We start from the raw sequence: 17015 nt of genomic DNA, 5'->3' as shown, positions 1-17015 counted from the left end.
TTCAGGGGTCGATACGGAATCGGTACGGAGGCGGCACGAAGGCGGGACGGCGTTTCGTGGGTGCGGCGCCCGTTTCAGACGTGGCCGTCCTCGTCGATCCCGCGGGCCACCAGGGCCTCCCCCGTCGCCTCGGCCATCCGGAACAACTGGACGATCAGCGGGGTCACCAGCAGGTACGGGCGCCCCGACAGGCCCCGGGCGCGGTAGCCCTCGACGGCGGAGCGCCAGGCGGCGGCGACCATGGGGATGGAGCGGACCGTCAGCGCCAGGACGAGCGCGACCCGGTCCGGCGAGACCCCGAACCGGGCCAGCGGCCGGGCCAGGTGCTCGAACAGGTCCAGCATCTCGCCGACCCGGGTGGTGAGGGTGACCGCGTTGGCCAGCAGCACCAGTGCCAGCAGCTGGGAGCACAGCCGCACCGCGGCCGAGGGATCGCCGAAGACCGCCTGGAAGAACCCGATGGCCAGCAGGAAGGGCCACAGCCCCCGCAGGATCGCCAGGACGCGCCTGAGCGGCAGCCCCGCCGCGGGGTACAGCAGGACGGCCGCGGCCAGCAGCCCCGCCGACACCCACGGGCTCCCCAGGGCGATGACCGCGACGCAGAGGAGGAGCAGGCCCGCGAGCTTGGCGCCCGCGGTCAGCCGGTACAGCACCCCCTCGCCGGGGACGTAGAGGCCGAGGGTGTTCACCGGCCGTCCATGAGCTTCACGTAGTGGTCGACGGCGTCGGCGGGACGGCCGTCGTAGGCGATCCGGCCGTCGTCGACCACCAGCACCCGGTCGAAGGAGGAGAGCAGGTCGAGGTCGTGGGTGAACAGGACGACCTGCTGCTCCAGGGAGTCGACCACCCGGTGGACCATGCGGGTGTTGGCCAGGTCGAGCAGGGTGGTGGGCTCGTCGCAGACGAGGACCTCCGGCTCGGTGGCCAGCACCGAGGCCAGGGCCAGCAGCTGCTTCTGCCCGCCGGAGAGCAGGTGTCCGGGGTGGTCGCGGTGGTCGGCCAGGCCGTAGCGCTCCAGCAGGGCGTCGACCCGCCGGGCCGTCTCCTGCCGACCCAGTTTGCGGGAGCGCAGGCCGATCTCCACGTCCTCGGCGACCGTGGGCATGATGATCTGGTTGGCGGCGTCGGAGAAGACGAACCCGACCCGGCGGCGGATGTGCCTGGCGTGGCGCCGGGTGTCCCACTCCCCCAGCGTCACCCGGCCGGCGTCGGGGACGACGAGGCCGTTGAGGGTGCGGGCGAGCGTGGACTTGCCCGATCCGTTCGCCCCGATCACGCCGATGCGGTGCTCGGCGAGGTCCAGGGTGATGTCGCGCAGCACCGGCCGCGCCTCGTAGGAGTGGGAGACACCCTCCAGTCGGAGCATCAGGCGTCCTCGCCCGTGGCCGCGGCGTCCTCCTCGATCACCGGTCGGCCGGCGGGCGGGACCGGGTAGGCGCGGTACACGGCGGCGGCGATCAGCGCGGCGGCCACGGCCTTGGCCAGGTCGCCCGGCAGGTAGACGGCCATGGCGGTGAACAGGCCGAGGAGGCCGTCGCCCATGGCGACGCCCATCCAGGGGACGCCGACGGCGTAGACGACGAGGATGCCGCCGACGATGTTGACCCCCAGCCCCGCCCAGAAGCGGTAGCGCCCGCCGCGGGTCAGCAGGTCGGTGAGCAGGCCGATGACCAGGGCCGCGGGGATCCAGCTGACGATGAACCCGGCCGAGGGCCCGGCCAGGACGGCCAGCCCGCCCACCCCGCCCGCGAAGAGCGGCAGCCCCGCCAGGCCCAGGGCGAGGAAGACGGCGACGGCGAGGGCCCCGCGCTTCCACCCCAGCAGGGCGGGGGCGAGCATGATGCCCAGCGTCTGGAGGGTGATCGGCACCGGGGACAGCGGCACGGCGATCTGGCCGGAGACGCTGAGCACGGCGATGAGCGCGGCGAACACGGCGATGAGCGCCAGGTCGCGCGCGGTGAGGCCGCGGTAGCGGACTCCGGGCATCCGGGTCGTGGGCATGCGTTTCCCCTCGGGAGGCGAACGGGAGTGGAACAGCACCCATTGTCCGTTACGGCGGCCCGTCGGCGGGAGGGCGGGGTTGTACAGAACCCGCCCGCCGGGCCTTGTCGACCTTCGCCTGTGTCACGCGTCACGACGGTGTCCGCGCCGGGCGGCCCCGGCCGTACCCGCACCGGTCGGCCGTACCCGGGTACCGGGGACGCCCGCGGGGCCTGTCCGGAGGGCGCCGGGGAGGCCGCCGTACACCGGTTCCGGGCCGGGGACGGCCGGGACGGTGCCCGCCACGGCTCCGGCGGGCTGCGGCTGCTCGTGGACGACGGCCGCGTCCCTGCGCGCCGGGCGGCCCGGTGCGGCCGGCGGGAGGACCCGGGTTCCGTCTCGTTGGCGGAGGAGGCCGCCGGGTCCCCCGGCCACGGCCGGCGCCCCGGCGAGGAGCCGGTGGACGTGCGGGGCACCGCGGCCGGCGAGGGGCCTGCGGCTCTCCCGAAAGGGCCGGCGGGCGCCGGTCGGCCGTGCGGCGACCGACACCCGCACGGACCCGGAGACGGTGCCTTCCCGGGTCGGGGACGACGGCCGACACCGGCCCCTCAGGGGCGGTCGCAGGTGCGGCGGATGCGGTTGATGGGGACCGGAAGGACGCAGACCGGGACGGGGATCTGGAGGCGGTGGCCGGTGTCCGCGGGGATCCCGGTGTCGGGGTCGATGCGCAACGAGCGCAGCTCGTCGCCGTTCTGGGCGGCCACGACGAGGTGGTCGGGCTCCTCGCGGTGGCCGCGGATGACGGCGAAGTGGCGGGGCCAGTCCCCGACGGGGGTGTCGGCCAGGTGCTCCAGGCGGGCGCCCTCGTCGCGGACCGCGAAGGTCGAGACGACGTTCGCGCCCCGGTTGGACACGTACACCCGCCCCTCGTAGGTGGTGGTGATCGGCAGGGCGTCGCCCTCGGCGATGTCGCGGCCCTCGACCTTGAGGCGGTGCAGGGCGATCTCCGCGGGGAAGTTGGCGTCGTGCAGGCCGCCGAGGGAGGGGACCGAGCCCAGGTGCTCGCCGCTGCCGCGGCGCGGGTTCCAGCGGACCACGTGGACGCGGGAGTCGAGCTCTCCGGCGACGTAGACGTGGTCGCCGTTGACGGCCATGTGGCGGGGACCGGTCCCGGCGGGCAGCGCCACCGTGCCGAACAGGCCCTCCTGCGGGTGGGCCGGCTCCTCGTCCTGGACCGGCACCGCGTACTGGTAGACGCGCAGCTCGTCGGTGCCCAGGTCGGCGGTGAGCAGGTAGCGCAGGCGGCGCTCGTGGGAGTTCATGGCCACGGCGGTGCTGTGCGCGTGCGGGCCCTCCTGGCGGTCGGAGACCGGTCCGCCGCCGCGGTGGGAGAGCTCGCGGCCGGCCGGGGACGGAGCCCCGTCGGGGCCGGTGGGCACGAAGGCCACCACGCCGTCGGCGTAGTTGGCCACGGCCACCTGCTCGGGGCCCAGGTAGCGGACGTGGCAGGGCGAGCCGCCCCCGGTGGGGACCCCGCCGAGTTCGGCGAGGTCGGCGTTCCCGTCGACGCGGAAGGCCGTCAGGGTGCCCTCGGCCCGCTCGTTGACCGCGTAGACCGTCGGCGGTTCGGGGCGGTAGGCCAGGAACGAGGGACCGGTGGTGTCCGCCGCGACGCCCTGGTCGAAGAGCTCCCCCGTCACCGGGTCGAAGCCGACCCGGTGGATGCCCCGGCCCCCGCCCGGCGGATCGGAGTCCGGGGTGTAGGTGCCCACGAGCAGGAGTCGTCGTCCGCTTGCCCAGTCGCCCAACGGGGACCTCGTTTCCTCACGTGCCTGCGCCCGGCTGTGGTCTGCGCCACCGCCGCATGCTACCGCTCAGCGGCCGGAGCGGGGGAATCGGTGCGGGGCACCGTGCCGCGGGGCGGCCGGGCCGCGGACAGCGACGGCGCGAACACGCTCCTGCCCGTAGCAGATCTGTTACAGTCCTCCCGAAAAGGCCACAAAAGCAACAAAGAACAACCGACACACCACGCGTACGTTCGTCTCCCCCGCGTCCCGGACCGAATACCGGCGGGCGCGCGAACGCACGTGAGGCCTAGGGCTCCCGCGCGCGCGACCCGCGCCGGACCCGGCGGGGGGCTCCGCGGTGCGGGCCCCTCCGGCCCGGTGGCAGTGGGCGCGCCCCGCCTCGCGCACTCACCCATCGTGGTTCCCCGCTCACCCGACCCTTGGACCGTCCTTGACCATCCGCCGTATATCCGAAGTTCCGCTCCCCGACCGGGAGATCATCGAACTGGTGCGCCACTCCTGCGTCGACGTCCCCGAGGGCTCGGTACGCCTGGCCAGGTCCTTCTACGACAACCTCTTCGAGATGGTCCCCTCCGTGCGGGACATGTTCTCCGCCGACATCAGGCCCCAGCAGCAGCGCATGGCCGACGCCCTGCTGTCGGTGGTCCGCCACCTCGACGACCCCGACGAGGTCGCCCTCCAGCTCCGCCGGCTGGGCCGCCAGCACCAGCGCGACCTGGGGGTCAAACCCGAGCACTACCCCTACGTGGGGCGTGCGCTGGTCCGCGCCGTCAGCGAGGTCTCGCCCACGTGGTCCTCCTCCATGAGCTCGGCCTGGGTGCTGGTCTACCAGTGGGTGACCGCCCACATGCTCGCCGGCGCCGAGGAGGCCGCCGCGCCGCCCCCGCCCGCGCGGAGCCGGTCGCAGGACCCGGTCGCGGCGCAGGACCCGGCACCCGCCCGCCACCGCTCCCCGGGCCGGTCCGGGGAGCGGGACCCGTACCGGGAGCCCGGCCCGGAGCAGGGCCACTACCAGGACCCCTACCGGGACCGCGGCCCCTCCAGGTACCAGGACCCGGGCCGGGGGCCGGAGCGCCCGCAGGAGCGGGCCCGGTACCAGGACCCGGACTTCGCGCAGGCCCGGCCGGCGGGCCGGGGTCCGCGCTGAGGGGTACTCCCCCGCGGCCCCTGCCCTCACGCACGCACACCGTCGAAAGACCCGACTCATGACACAGACCAGCCACACCCCCGCGACCGGTACCGAGGGCGAACGGTACGTCCAGCAGGTCATGGGGACGTCCGACCGCGCTGCGCGCTTCTACAACGACCAGATGCTGGACCACCTCAACATCGACATGCGGGCGTTCATCGCCCGCCAGGAGATGCTCTTCATCGCCACGGCCGACGACCGGGGCGAGTGCGACTCCAGCTTCCGCGCCGGACCCCCCGGGTTCGTCCACGTCATCGACGAGCGGACCCTGGCCTTTCCCGAGTACCGCGGCAACGGCGTCTTCGCCAGCGCGGGCAACGTCACCCAGAACCCGCACATCGGGCTGATGTTCCTCGACTTCCAGCGCGACCGCATCGGCCTGCACGTGAACGGCCGGGTGAAGATCATGGAGGACGACCGGCTGCGGTCGTACGTGCGGGACCTGCCGTTTCCGGAGGTCCCCGGGCAGCGGGCGCAGATGTGGATGCTGGTGCACGTCGAGGAGGCCTACATCCACTGCCGCAAGCACATCCCCCACCTGCGCAAGGTCGGGCCCGAGGAGGACTGGGGCACCGACGACGCGCGGCGCAAGGGCGGAGACTTCTTCGGCGCCAAGCAGCGCGGCGAGGCCCGGCGGCACGGCGGTGCGGGCGCACACGGGTACTGAGACCGCCGCACGGCGCCCGCCGCACCCTCCCCGGGGACCCTCTCGCCCCGCGGCTCCGCGGCCCCCGTGCACGACCTCCGGCCCGCGTTCGTGTGCCCGCCCGTGACGGGCGGGCACACGGGCGCGGGCCTTCGCCATACCGCACGGCGGCCGAAGCGGCGGAGACCCGCGCAAGAGCCCCTCCCGGCCCTCCCGGACACCGATCCCGGCGACGGGCGGGCACGCGGGCGCGGGCCCTCGCGTACCGCACGGAAGCCGAAGCGGCGGGGACCCGCGCTAGAACCCCTCCCGGCCCTCCCCGGACACCGGTCCCGGCGGTCCGCGCCCGTGCCCTCGGGCCGCCCCGGGGCCGGCGGACCTAGCGGCCCGCGGCGCGCAGCGCCTCGACGGCCTTGGCGATCCGCTTGTCGGACACCGGGTAGGCCGTGCGGATCGCCCCCTGGGCGAACAGGCTGACCCGGTACTCCTCCAGCATCCAGCGCAGCTCGACGGCGTCGGGGTCGGCGGACCTGCCCGGCTTGAGGCCGCCGACGGCCTTGGCCACGACCTGGCGCATCTGCTCCACCCTGGACATGTCCACCTGGTCCCGGCGCGGGTTCTCCGGCAGCTTCTGCAACCGGTACTCGATACCGCGCAGGTAGCGGTGCAGGTCGTCGAGGCGGCCCACACCGGCCGCGGAGACGAACCCATCCCCGACGAGCGAGGCCAGCTGGCCCTGGACGTCGTTGAGCGAGGGCAGCACCGCCAGGGACGTGGTGCCCTTCACCTTCTTGGTCACCTTGCGCCACAGCGCCAGCACCCGCGCGGCGGCGGGCAGGACCGCGGCGACCGTGTCGCCCAGGTCGGTGCGCACGCGCTCGGTCAGGGCCGCGAAGTCCGCGGGGTTCCACACCGGCCCGCCCGCGCGGTCGAGCAGGTGGTCGACGGCGGCGGCCTCGGCATCGGCCAGGAGCTTCTTGACCGACCCGTAGGGGCTGTCGGCCAGGGCCAGCTTGTCCGGGTTGTTGAGGCCCTTGCTGACGACGGCCGCCGGCGAGGGCAGGTTGAGCAGCAGGAGCCGGCGGGTGCCCAGCCGCATGGCGGCGCGCTGCTCGGCCTCGGTGTCGAAGATGCGCACGGCGACGCTGTCGCCCTCGTCGACCAGGGCCGGGTACCCCTTGACCCGCGGACCCAGCGCCTTGCGCTCCAGGGTGCGCTCCAGGGGCCCGAAGTCCCAGGCGGTGATCCCCTTCTTCTCCACCCCCTTGGCCTCGGCGGAGATGGCCTCGCGCAGGCGGGGCTTGAGCTTGGCGCGGAGCCGCTCCAGGTCCTTGTCCTCGGCCAGCGTGCGCCCACGGTCGTCCACCGCGCGGAACGTGATGCGCAGGTGGTCGGGCACCCGGGACAGGTCGAAGGCGTCGGCCGGGACGCGGTCCCCCGCCATGGCGGTCAGCTCGGCGGCCAGCGCCGCGGTGAGCGGCCCGCCGTAGGGGGTGAGCCCGCCCAGCGCGCGGTCGGCGTTGTCGGGGACGGGGACGAAGTTGCGGCGCAGCGGCTTGGGCAGCGAGCGGATGAGGGCGGTGACCAGCTCGGCCCGCAGGCCCGGGATCTGCCAGTCGAAGCCGTCGGCCTCCACCTGGTTGAGGACCTTGAGCGGGATGTGCGCGGTGACCCCGTCGGAGTCGCTGCCCGGCTCGAACTGGTAGGTGAGCGGGAAGACCAGGGCCCCCTGCCGCCAGGTGTCGGGGTAGTCGTCCTCGCTGACGGTCTCGACGCCGTCGTTGATGAGGTCCTCGCGGGTGAAGTCCAGGAGCTCGGGCCGCTCCTGCCGGGCCTTCTTCCACCAGGCGTCGAAGTGGGCGGCCGAGACGACGTCCTCGGGGACGCGCGCGTCGTAGAACCGGAACAGGGTCTCGTCGTCCACGACGATGTCGCGGCGCCGGGCCCGGTTCTCCAGGTCCTCCACCTCGTCCAGCAGGGCGCGGTTGTCGCGGAAGAAGTGGTGCCGGGTCTCCCAGTCGCCCTCGACCAGGGCGCGGCGGATGAACAGGTCCCGGGACATCTCCGGGTCGATCGACCCGTAGGACACCTTGCGCTGGACGACGATGGGCACCCCGTAGAGGGTGACCCGCTCGTAGGCGGTGACGGCGCCGCGCTTGCGCTCCCAGTGCGGTTCGCTGTAGCTGCGCTTGACGATGTCCCCGGCCAGCTCCTCGGCCCACTCCGGCTCGATGCGGGCGACCATGCGCCCCCACAGCTTGGAGGTCTCCACGAGTTCGCCGGCCATGACGAAGCGGGGCTGCTTCTTGAACAGCGCCGAGCCCGGGAAGATCGCGAACCGGGCGCCGCGGCCGCCCAGGTACTCGTGCTTCTCGGGGTCCTTGAGCCCCACGTGGGACAGCAGCCCGGACAGCAGCGACATGTGGACGGAGCGCGGGTCGGCGGCCTCGGGGCGCAGCGGCGGCACCTCGACGTCCATCTGCCGCAGCACCTGCTTGAGCTGGCCGTGGATGTCCTGCCACTCGCGCACGCGCAGGTAGTTGAGGAACTCGTCGCGGCACATGCGGCGGAACTGGTTGCCCGACAGCTCCTTCTGCTTGTCGCGCAGGTGGTTCCACAGGTTCAGGTAAGCGAGGAAGTCCGATTCCTTGTCGGTGAACCGGGCGTGCGCCTGCTGGGCCTGCTGCTGCTTGTCCTGGGGCCGCTCGCGCGGGTCCTGGATGGACAGCGCAGAGGTGATGACCAGGACCTCGGCCAGGCAGTCGCGCTTCTCGGCCTCCAGGACCATGCGGCCCAGGCGCGGGTCGACGGGCAGCTGCGCCAGGCGCCGGCCCAGCGGGGTGAGGCGGCGCTTGGCCCCGGAGGGGTCCGGGTGCAGGGCTCCCAGCTCGGTGAGGAGGTTGACGCCGTCCTTGATCTGGCGGTGGTCGGGGCCGTCCACGAACGGGAAGGCGGCGACGTCGCCCAGCCCCAGCGCGGCCATCTGGAGGATGACCGAGGCGAGGTTGGTGCGCAGGATCTCGGGGTCGGTGTACTCGGGGCGGGACAGGAAGTCCTCTTCGGAGTACAGCCGGATGCAGATGCCCTCGGAGACGCGGCCGGAGCGGCCCTTGCGCTGGTTGGCGGAGGCCTGGGAGACCGCCTCGATGGGCAGGCGCTGGACCTTGGTGCGGTGGGAGTAGCGCGAGATGCGCGCGGTGCCCGGGTCGATGACGTACTTGATGCCGGGGACCGTCAGGGAGGTCTCGGCGACGTTGGTGGCCAGGACGACGCGGCGGCCCGAATGGGAGGTCCACACGCGTCTCTGCTCCGCGACCGAGAGCCGGGCGTACAGCGGCAGGATCTCGGTGCCGCGGAGCCTGCGCTTCTCCAGGGCCTCGGCGGTGTCGCGGATCTCGCGCTCGCCGCTGAGGAAGACCAGGACGTCGCCGGGCTCCTCGTGCGAGAGCTCGTCGACGGCGTCGAGGATGGCCTGCGTCTGGTCGCGGTCCGTCCTTCCGTCCGGGTTCTTCTCCTCGGGGTCGAGGATCTCCTCCGAGATCGGCCGGTAGCGGACCTCGACCGGGTACGTGCGGCCGGACACCTCGACGATGGGGGCGTCGTCGAAGTGGCGGGAGAACCGCTCGGGGTCGATGGTCGCCGAGGTGATGACGACCTTCAGGTCGGGGCGCTTGGGCAGCAGCTGTTTGAGGTAGCCCAGCAGGAAGTCGACGTTGAGGCTGCGCTCGTGCGCCTCGTCGATGATGAGCGTGTCGTAGGCCCGCAGCATCCGGTCGTGCTGGATCTCGGCCAGCAGGATGCCGTCGGTCATCAGCTTGACGAGGGTGTCGTCGCCGGAGGTGTCGGTGAAGCGCACCTTGTAGCCGACGGTGGCGCCCAGGGGCGTGCCCACCTCCTCGGCGATGCGCTCGGCGACGGTGCGCGCGGCCAGCCTGCGGGGCTGGGTGTGGCCGATGGTGCCCATGACGCCGCGGCCCAGCTCCAGGCAGATCTTGGGCAGCTGGGTGGTCTTGCCCGAGCCGGTCTCGCCGGCGACGATGACGACCTGGTTGTCGCGGATGGCCTCGGCGATGTCGTCCCGGCGCGCGCTGACCGGCAGCACCTCGGGGTAGGTCAGCTCGGGGACGGACTCGCGGCGCAGGTCGACGCGCAGGCGGGCCTCGTCGACGTCCTTGGCGAGCTGCGCGAGGACGGAGGCGCGGCGGCGCTCGTCGCGCATCTTGGCGAGGCCGTCGATGCGGCGGCGCAGCCGGTGCCGGTCCACGGGCATGAGGTCGCGGAGCCGGGCGCGGAGGTGGTCCGCGGTGGGTGCGGGCGTGGTGGTGCTCATCAATAGTCAAGGGTAGGAGGAGCGGCAACCGGTTTTCGCGGCGGCCGCGCGGGAACGGGTGCGCACGAAGGTCCTCGGCGACCCACCGGCTCAACGCCGGGGCGGCCTCCTTTGTTCCGGTCCGCGTCGGCCGACGGTCCCGGACCGTACCGGCTCTGGCCCTAGCATGGGGGAATGCCCCACGACACACGTACCGTGCTGTTGGCCTCGGCCACCGCCCTGCTGGACGGCGGCGGAGTCGAGGCGGTGACACTCCGGGAGGTCGGCCGTCTGAGCGGGGTGTCCCACATGGCCCCCTACAAGCACTTCCAGGACAAGGAATCCCTGCTGGCGGTGATCGCCACCCGGGAGATGGAGCGCCTGGCCGACATGGTCGGCCACGCCGCGGGGACCCCCCACGACCCCGGCGGAACGCTCCGGTCCGTCCTGCACGCCTACGTCTCGTGGGCGCTGGAGCACCCGGTGCGGTTCCGGCTGATCTACGGCGGCCCCTGGACCTGTCCGCGGCCCGAGCTGGAGCGGGCGGCCGAGCGCACGGCCGGGGTGATGGCGGACGTGGTGCGCCTGTGCCAGAGCAGCGGGGAGATGCCCGACCGCGACCCGGAGCGGTGCACCTGCCTGCTGCTGGCGGCGGTGCACGGCGCCGTCCAGCTGGAGCTGGCCGGGCACCTCACCTCCGGGACCGACCCGGACGCCGTCGTCGACGACCTGCTGGACCTGCTGCGCTCCACCCGCTAGGGAGCGCAGCGGACCGGCCCCCTCCGGAAGCAGGCCCCCGCCGGGAACGCCGCGGCGTTCCCGGCGGGGGCCTTCGCGTGCGCGGTGCCCGGCCGCCCCGGGGCCCGGCGCCGGCGGACCCGCGCGCTCACAGGCCGCGGTCGGCGAGCCACGCGTGGAAGAGCGCGCCGACCACGTCGACGTGGCCCTCCAGCATGGTGAAGTGGTCGCCGGGGACCCGCAGCACCTCGTGCCCGACCGTCCAGGTGAACGGTGCGAGCTCCCGGCCGTCGCGGTCGACGGTGGGCTGCTCGGGGCGGACCTGGAGCACCGGGGTGGACACCGGCGCGGGCCGCCAGTCGCGGAACAGCCCCAGGTAGGCGCCCATCGCGGTGAGGCGGACGCCGTCCATGATGCCGATCATCTCGGCGCGTTCGACCACCCCGGTCTCGATGGTGGGCAGGCCCGACACGTCCAGGTCGGCGGGGTCGGGGGTGTCCATCAGCGCGGTGAGGACCGGGGCCCGGCCGCTCCCCCGCCGCTGGAGGTCCTCCAGCCGGCGCAGGACCTCGTGCGCGACCCAGCCGCCGGAGGACCGGCTGACCAGGACGTAGGGGTCGTCCCCGGCGCAGGCGGCGACCGCCTCGGCCAGGACCTCGGCGACGGCGCCGATGTCGGCCGGCAGGGGTTCGCCGTCGCCGAACCCGGGCTGGGCGATGACGTCCACCTTGCGGTGGCCGCGGATGCGCCCCGCGAACCTGGCGAACTCCTGGACCCCGGAGACCATGAGGATGGACGGCAGGCAGATGAGGCGGGTCGCCTCGCCCTCCCGGGACAGCCGGACCGGGACGCGGGGCGGGCCGGCGTCGGCGGACCCGGTGAAGGTGGGGCGCATCCGGGAGGCCGACCACAGCAGGTCGAGCCCGTCCGCGATGCGCCGGCGGCGGCAGGCGTCCACGAACAGCTCGACCAGGCCGTCGGAGGGCGACGGCGTCCGGACCGGCCCGGGCCCCTCGGCTCCCCCGGGACGCTCGTCCACGGCGGTCCGGGCCGCCAGGTGGGCGGCGAGCGCGCGCGGTGTCGGATGGGCGAAGGCCAGTCCGGCGGGCAGCCGCAGCCCGGTGGCCGCGGCGAGCCGGTTGCGCAGTTCCACGGCGGTGAGCGAGTCGAAGCCCATCTCCAGGAAGGGGTCGTCGGCCCCGATCTCCGCGGCGCCGCCGTGGCCGAGCACCTCCGCGGTGGCGGACAGCACGTGGGCCAGCGCGGCCCCGGGGCGCCGGTCGGCGGGGGTGCGGGCCAGGGTGGCGCGCAGGTCGTCGGCGGCGGGCCCGGAGGTCCCCGCACGGCGGCGGGGCGGGCGCACCAGGCCGGAGAGCATGGCGGAGACCGTCCCGGTGCGGGCGGCCCGGGCGCGGGCGCCGGCCAGGTCCATCGGGACGGGCAGCAGGTGCGGGCGGCCGGCGGCCAGGGCGTCGTCGAACAGGGCCAGCCCGTGCCGGGTGTCCATCGGCCCGGCCAGGCCGAGCCGGGCGTAGCGGCCGATGTCGCTGTCGTCCAGGCGCGCGGTGCCGGAGCCGCGGCGGGCCCACATGCCCCAGGACAGGGAGACCGCGTGCAGGCCGCGGGCCCGCCGGTGGTGGGCGAGCATGTCGGTGTAGGCGTTGGCGGCGCTGTAGTGGGCCTGTCCGGGGCTGCCCAGGGTTCCGGCCGCGGAGGAGAACAGCACGAACGCCGCGGCGTCGGGGACCAGGTCGTCCAGGTGGCGCACGGCGTCGACCTTGGGCCGCAGCACCCGGTCGACGGCCTCGGGGGTGATGGAGGAGAACAGGGCGTCGTCCAGGTCGGCGGCGACGTGCACGACCCCGGTCACCCGGTACCCGGCCAGCAGCGCGGCCAGGGCGTCGCGGTCGGCCGTGTCGCAGGCGGCCAGGGAGGTGCGGGCGCCGCGTCCGGACAGGTCGGCCTCCAGCTCGGCGGCGCCCTTGGCGTCGGGGCCGCTGCGGCTGACCAGGAGCAGGTCGCGCACGCCGTGGCGGTCCACCAGGTGGCGGGCGACCTCTCCGCCCAGGGTGCCGGTGGCGCCGGTGACCAGGACGGTGCCGTCCCCGAAGGAGAGGGGGCCGCCGGTGCGCTCGGTGCGGACCAGGCGGGGCGAGAGCGCGGCGCCGGAGCGGATCGCGGTCTGTTCGGCACCGCCGGTCAGGGCGGCGACCAGGACGGGGGCGCAGCGCCCGGGGTCGTCGGTGTCGACCGCGGCGAAGCGGCCGGGGTGCTCCTGGACGGCGGCGCGCACCAGCCCCCACAGCGGGGCGTGGACGAGGTCGGGGACGTCCTCGCCCTCTGCGGCGGCGACCGCGCCCCGGGTGAGGACGACCTGGCGGGCGTCCCCGGTGCGGGCGTCGGCGAGCAGGCGCTGCATGGCGGCCAGGGTGTCCTTCACGGCGGCGCGCACGTCGGCCGGACCGGGGGCGACCGGGGCGATCAGCCGGGGCAGCAGGACGTGGCCGGGGACGGGCGCGCCCTCGTCGAGGGCGGCCAGCAGGGCGTCGGCGTGGGGGTGGGCGCGGACGGTGTGCCCGGCCGCGGTGAGCGCCGAGGCCGCGTCGAGGAGGTCCTCGCCGACCACGGCCCAGTGCTGGTGCCCCGGCGCGGCCGGGTCGGCGGCCGGCTCCCACGCGATGTGGAAGAGGTCGTCGGAGGGGGGCCGCGGGGCCGGGGCTGCCGCCGCGGCGCGCAGGGTGAGGGATTCGACGGTGGCGACGGGGGCTCCGTCTGCGTCGGCCAGCAGCATCGACACCTCGTCGGCGCCGGTGGGCCGCACGTGGACGCGCAGCCGGGTGGCGCCCGCGGCGTGCAGGGTGACGCCGCTCCAGGCGAAGGGCAGCCGGACCCCGTCGCGGGGCATCCAGGGGGCGCAGCCGACGGCGTGCTGGGCGGCGTCGGCGAGGGCGGGGTGCAGGCCGAACCGGGAGGCCTCGGCGTGCCGGTCGGCGGGCAGCTCGACCTCGGCCCACACCTCGTCGCCGCGGGTCCAGGCGGCGGTGAGCCCGCGGAAGGCGGGCCCGTAGGAGTACCCGATCTCCTCCAGGCCGGAGTAGAGGCCTCCGGTGTCGACCGGGGAGGCGCCGTCCGGCGGCCAGGCGGCGAGGTCGCGCGGCGGGGCGGCGGGGTCGGGGGCCAGGACGCCGGCGGCGTGCCGGGTCCAGGGGCGCCCGCCGAGGTCGGGGGCCCCGGCCCCGCCCGCGGGGCGGGCGTGCACGGTGAGGGCGCGGCGCCCGTCCCGGTCGGCGGCCTCGACGACGACCTGGAGCTGGACGGCGCCCCGCTCGGGCAGCACCAGGGGGGCCTGCACGATCAGCTCGGCGGCGTGGGGCGTCCCGAGGCGCTCGCCGGCGGCGAGGGCCAGTTCGAGGAAGGCGGTGCCGGGCAGCAGCGCGGTGTCGCCGGCGGCGTGGTCCGCCAGCCAGGGGTGGGAGCCGCGGGAGAGGCGCCCGGTGAACACGACCGCGCCGGTGCCGGCCAGCGGCAGGGCGGCGCCCAGCAGCGGGTGCTCCTCGGTCTCCAGCCCGGCTGAGGCGACGTCGCCCCGGGCCGCGTCGGCGGCGAGCCACAGGCGCCGCCGCTGGAAGGCGTAGGTGGGCAGGTCGACGAACCGGGTGTCCCCGCCGAACACCGTGGACCAGTCGGGTGCGGCGCCGTGCGCGAAGGCCTCGGCCAGTGCGGTGCGCAGGCGCTCGGTGCCGCCCTCGCCGCGGCGCAGGGTGGCGACGGCGGCGGCGCCCGTACCCGCCTCGGCGATCGTCTCGGTGACGGGGACGGTGAGCACGGGGTGGGCGCTGACCTCGATGAACCGGGTGTGGCCCGCGGCGAGGAGGTTCTCGGTGGCGCGCTGGAAGAGCACCGGGCCGCTGAGCCCCGCGTACCAGTGTCCGGCGTCGGCGGGCCGGTCCAGCGGGCCGCCGGTGACCGGGGTGTACAGCGGGATGCGCGGGGCGGCGGGGGCCAGGTGCGCCAGGTCCGCGAGGAGTCCGTCGCGGACCGCCTCGGCGTGGGGCGTGTGGGAGATGAGGGAGTCGGCGAACAGCCGCGCCTGGACGCCCCGGGCGGCGCAGTCCTCCAGGAGCCGGCCGATCGCGGCGCGGTCGCCGCCGACGACGGTGGTGCCCGGGCTGTTGACCACGGCGACGTGCAGGTCGCCGAGCTCCGGCAGGCGCGGCGCGAGCGCGGCGGCGCCCTGCGAGACCACGGCCATGGCGACGTCCCCGCGGAGCCGCTCCAGCGCGCGGCTGCGCACGGCGATGACCTCGGCGGACTGTTCGAGGGTGAGGGCGCCGGCGATGTGCGCGGCGGCGACCTCGCCCTGGGAGTGGCCCACGACCGCGTCGGGGTGGACACCGTGGGAGCGCCACACGGCGGTGAGGCCGATCATGACCGCCCACAGCAGCTGGGGGACGATGTCGGCGCGGTCGGCGGCGGGGGCGCCGGGGCGGCCCAGGAGGACGTCGGTGAGCAGCCAGTCGTTGTGGGGGGCCAGGGCCCGCTCGCAGTCGGCGATGGTCCCGGCGAACACGGGCGACTCGGCGAGCAGCCCGCGGGCCATGCCCTCCCATTGGGAGCCCTGGCCGGGGTAGACGAAGACGGTCCGGCCCTCGCGGGCGCGGCCCCGGGCGATGCCGGGTTCGCGCACGGCGCCGGCGGCGAGGGCGTCCAGGCGCTCCAGGAGGGTGGCGCGGTCGGCTCCGACGACGGCGGCGCGGTGGGCGAGCGGGGTGCGGGACGAGGCCAGGGCGGCGCCGACGTCGGCCGGGTCGAGGCCGGGGTCGGCGGCGACCCGGTCGCGCAGGCGCAGGACCTGGTCGGTGAGCGCTTCGGGGGTGTGTCCGGAGAGCACCCACGGCACCGGGGCCGGGGCGCCGCCCGGGGTGAGGACGGCGCGCTCGCGGGCGGGGGCGGGCTCCGGCTCGGGGGCCTGTTCGAGGACGACGTGCACGTTGGTGCCGCTGGCGCCGAACGCGGAGACGCCGGCGCGGCGCGGCCTCCCGGTGGCGGGCCAGGGGCGGGCCTCGGTGAGGGGTGCGACACCCGCCGACGCCCAGTCCACGTGCGGGGTGGGCGCGGACACGTGCAGGGTGGGCGGCAGCGTCCCGTGGCGCAGCGCCTGGACGGTCTTGATGACGCCCGCGACCCCGGCCGCCGCGCCGGTGTGCCCGACGTTGGACTTGAGCGAGCCCAGCCACAGGGGCTCGCCGGCGCGGTCGCGCCCGTAGACGGCGGTGAGCGCGTTCGCCTCGATGGGGTCGCCCAGGCGGGTGCCGGTGCCGTGCGCCTCGACGGCGTCGACGTCGGCGGGGGTGAGGCGGGCGTCGGCCAGGGCGGCGCGGATGACCCGCTCCTGGGCGGGGCCGCTGGGCGCGGTGAGCCCGCTGGAGGCGCCGTCCTGGTTGAGGGCGGCGCCCCGCAGCAGGGCCAGGACGCGTCGGCCGTTGCGCCGGGCGTCGGAGAGGCGTTCGAGGACGACCATGCCCGCGGCCTCGCCCCACCCGGTGCCGTCGGCGTCGGCGGAGAAGGCCTTGCAGCGCCCGTCCGGGGACAGGACGCCGTGCCCGCCGAAGGAGACCCAGGGGGACACGTCGGTGTAGACGCCCGCGCCCCCGGCCAGGGCCAGGGACGACTCCCCGGCGCGCAGGGAGCGCACGGCCAGGGAGATGGCGGTCAGGGACGAGGAGCAGGCGGTGTCGACGGTGACGGCGGGCCCCTCCAGGCCCAGGGTGTAGGAGACCCGCCCGGCGGCGACGGCGGGCATCGCGCCGAGCATCCGGTAGCCGACGAGTTCGGGCGGCGAGTCCTGCACGGGCGGCCCGTAGGTCTGCCCGACCGTTCCCACGAACACCCCGGCGGGGGTGGCGCGCAGGGAGTCGGGGACGATCCCGGCGTGTTCGAGGGCCTCCCAGGCGGTCTCCAGGACCAGCCGGTGCTGGGGGTCCATGGCCAGCGCCTCGCGGGGGTTGATCCCGAAGAACGCCGGGTCGAAGTCCCCGGCGTCGGCGAGGAAGGACGCGGAGCGGACGTAGGTCGCCCCGGGGGCGTCCGGGTCCGGGGACAGCAGCCGGTCCAGGTCCCAGCCCCGGTCCCCGGGGAAGGGGCCCTGGGTCTCGCGGCCCTCCGCGACGAGGTCCCACAGGCCGTCGGGGCCGGAGATCCCGGGGAAGCGGCACCCGATGCCGACGATGGCGATCGGCTCGTGCCCGCGCTCCTCCAGCTCCTCGACCCGGGCCCTGGACCGGCGCAGGTCGACGGCCATCTTCTTGACCAGCTCGCGGAACTTGTCCTCGTTCGTCATTTGCG

At 75.4% G+C, this 17015-nt stretch carries 9 protein-coding genes; 3 read left to right on the top strand and 6 right to left on the bottom strand.

Going from position 1 to position 17015, the window contains the following annotated elements:
• Positions 1-74 precede the first annotated feature (74 nt).
• The 4 genes from BUE45_RS04745 to BUE45_RS04730 form a co-directional block, all read right to left on the bottom strand.
• The gene (locus BUE45_RS04745) at positions 75-689 is read right to left on the bottom strand and encodes an energy-coupling factor transporter transmembrane component T family protein (protein WP_073375582.1); all 615 of its coding nucleotides are present in this window, start codon (positions 687-689) and stop codon (positions 75-77) included.
• Positions 686-1366, bottom strand: a complete 681-nt coding sequence (locus BUE45_RS04740) for an energy-coupling factor ABC transporter ATP-binding protein (protein WP_073375579.1) — start codon at positions 1364-1366, stop codon at positions 686-688. Before BUE45_RS04740 ends, BUE45_RS04745 begins: the two co-directional genes overlap by 4 nt.
• Positions 1366-2001, bottom strand: a complete 636-nt coding sequence (locus BUE45_RS04735; protein ID WP_073375577.1) for a biotin transporter BioY — start codon at positions 1999-2001, stop codon at positions 1366-1368. The genes BUE45_RS04740 and BUE45_RS04735 overlap by 1 nt, the downstream gene beginning before the upstream one ends.
• A 587-nt stretch (positions 2002-2588) precedes the next feature.
• Positions 2589-3788 carry a lactonase family protein gene (locus BUE45_RS04730; RefSeq protein ID WP_073375575.1) on the bottom strand — a complete coding sequence of 400 codons (1200 nt, stop codon included), beginning with the start codon at positions 3786-3788 and terminating at the stop codon, positions 2589-2591.
• Positions 3789-4218: 430 nt separating this feature from the next.
• On the opposite strand from BUE45_RS04730, the gene BUE45_RS33200 reads away from it, so the two are divergent.
• Together BUE45_RS33200 and BUE45_RS04720 are read left to right on the top strand one after the other, a co-directional pair.
• A complete protein-coding gene (locus tag BUE45_RS33200; protein WP_084736941.1) occupies positions 4219-4935 on the top strand; it encodes a globin domain-containing protein in 717 nt (238 codons plus the stop codon).
• A gap of 58 nt (positions 4936-4993) precedes the next feature.
• A complete protein-coding gene (locus BUE45_RS04720; RefSeq protein ID WP_073375572.1) occupies positions 4994-5644 on the top strand; it encodes a pyridoxamine 5'-phosphate oxidase family protein in 651 nt (216 codons plus the stop codon).
• 358 nt (positions 5645-6002) lie between these two features.
• Here the strand turns inward: BUE45_RS04720 and hrpA are convergent, their stop codons facing one another.
• A complete protein-coding gene (gene hrpA, locus BUE45_RS04715; protein ID WP_073375570.1) occupies positions 6003-9953 on the bottom strand; it encodes an ATP-dependent RNA helicase HrpA in 3951 nt (1316 codons plus the stop codon).
• Positions 9954-10127: 174 nt separating this feature from the next.
• On the opposite strand from hrpA, the gene BUE45_RS04710 reads away from it, so the two are divergent.
• Positions 10128-10691 carry a TetR/AcrR family transcriptional regulator gene (locus BUE45_RS04710; protein ID WP_073375568.1) on the top strand — a complete coding sequence of 188 codons (564 nt, stop codon included), beginning with the start codon at positions 10128-10130 and terminating at the stop codon, positions 10689-10691.
• A gap of 127 nt (positions 10692-10818) precedes the next feature.
• Here BUE45_RS04710 and BUE45_RS04705 read toward each other — a convergent pair whose 3' ends face one another.
• The gene (locus BUE45_RS04705; protein ID WP_084736940.1) at positions 10819-17010 is read right to left on the bottom strand and encodes a type I polyketide synthase; all 6192 of its coding nucleotides are present in this window, start codon (positions 17008-17010) and stop codon (positions 10819-10821) included.
• Positions 17011-17015 lie beyond the last annotated feature (5 nt).

This window comes from Nocardiopsis flavescens (assembly GCF_900141985.1).
GTDB lineage: Bacteria > Actinomycetota > Actinomycetes > Streptosporangiales > Streptosporangiaceae > Nocardiopsis > Nocardiopsis flavescens.
This window is presented reverse-complemented; position numbering and strand designations above follow the sequence as displayed.

Bases quoted from the DNA above. Each gene is read 5' to 3' on its own strand.
- BUE45_RS04740 (WP_073375579.1), bottom strand. From the start codon at position 1,366: ATGCTCCGACTGGAGGGTGTCTCCCACTCCTACGAGGCGCGGCCGGTG.
- BUE45_RS04735 (WP_073375577.1), bottom strand. From the start codon at position 2,001: ATGCCCACGACCCGGATGCCCGGAGTCCGCTACCGCGGCCTCACCGCG.
- BUE45_RS04720 (WP_073375572.1), top strand. From the start codon at position 4,994: ATGACACAGACCAGCCACACCCCCGCGACCGGTACCGAGGGCGAACGG.
- hrpA (WP_073375570.1), bottom strand. From the start codon at position 9,953: ATGAGCACCACCACGCCCGCACCCACCGCGGACCACCTCCGCGCCCGG.
- BUE45_RS04710 (WP_073375568.1), top strand. From the start codon at position 10,128: ATGCCCCACGACACACGTACCGTGCTGTTGGCCTCGGCCACCGCCCTG.
- BUE45_RS04705 (WP_084736940.1), bottom strand. From the start codon at position 17,010: ATGACGAACGAGGACAAGTTCCGCGAGCTGGTCAAGAAGATGGCCGTC.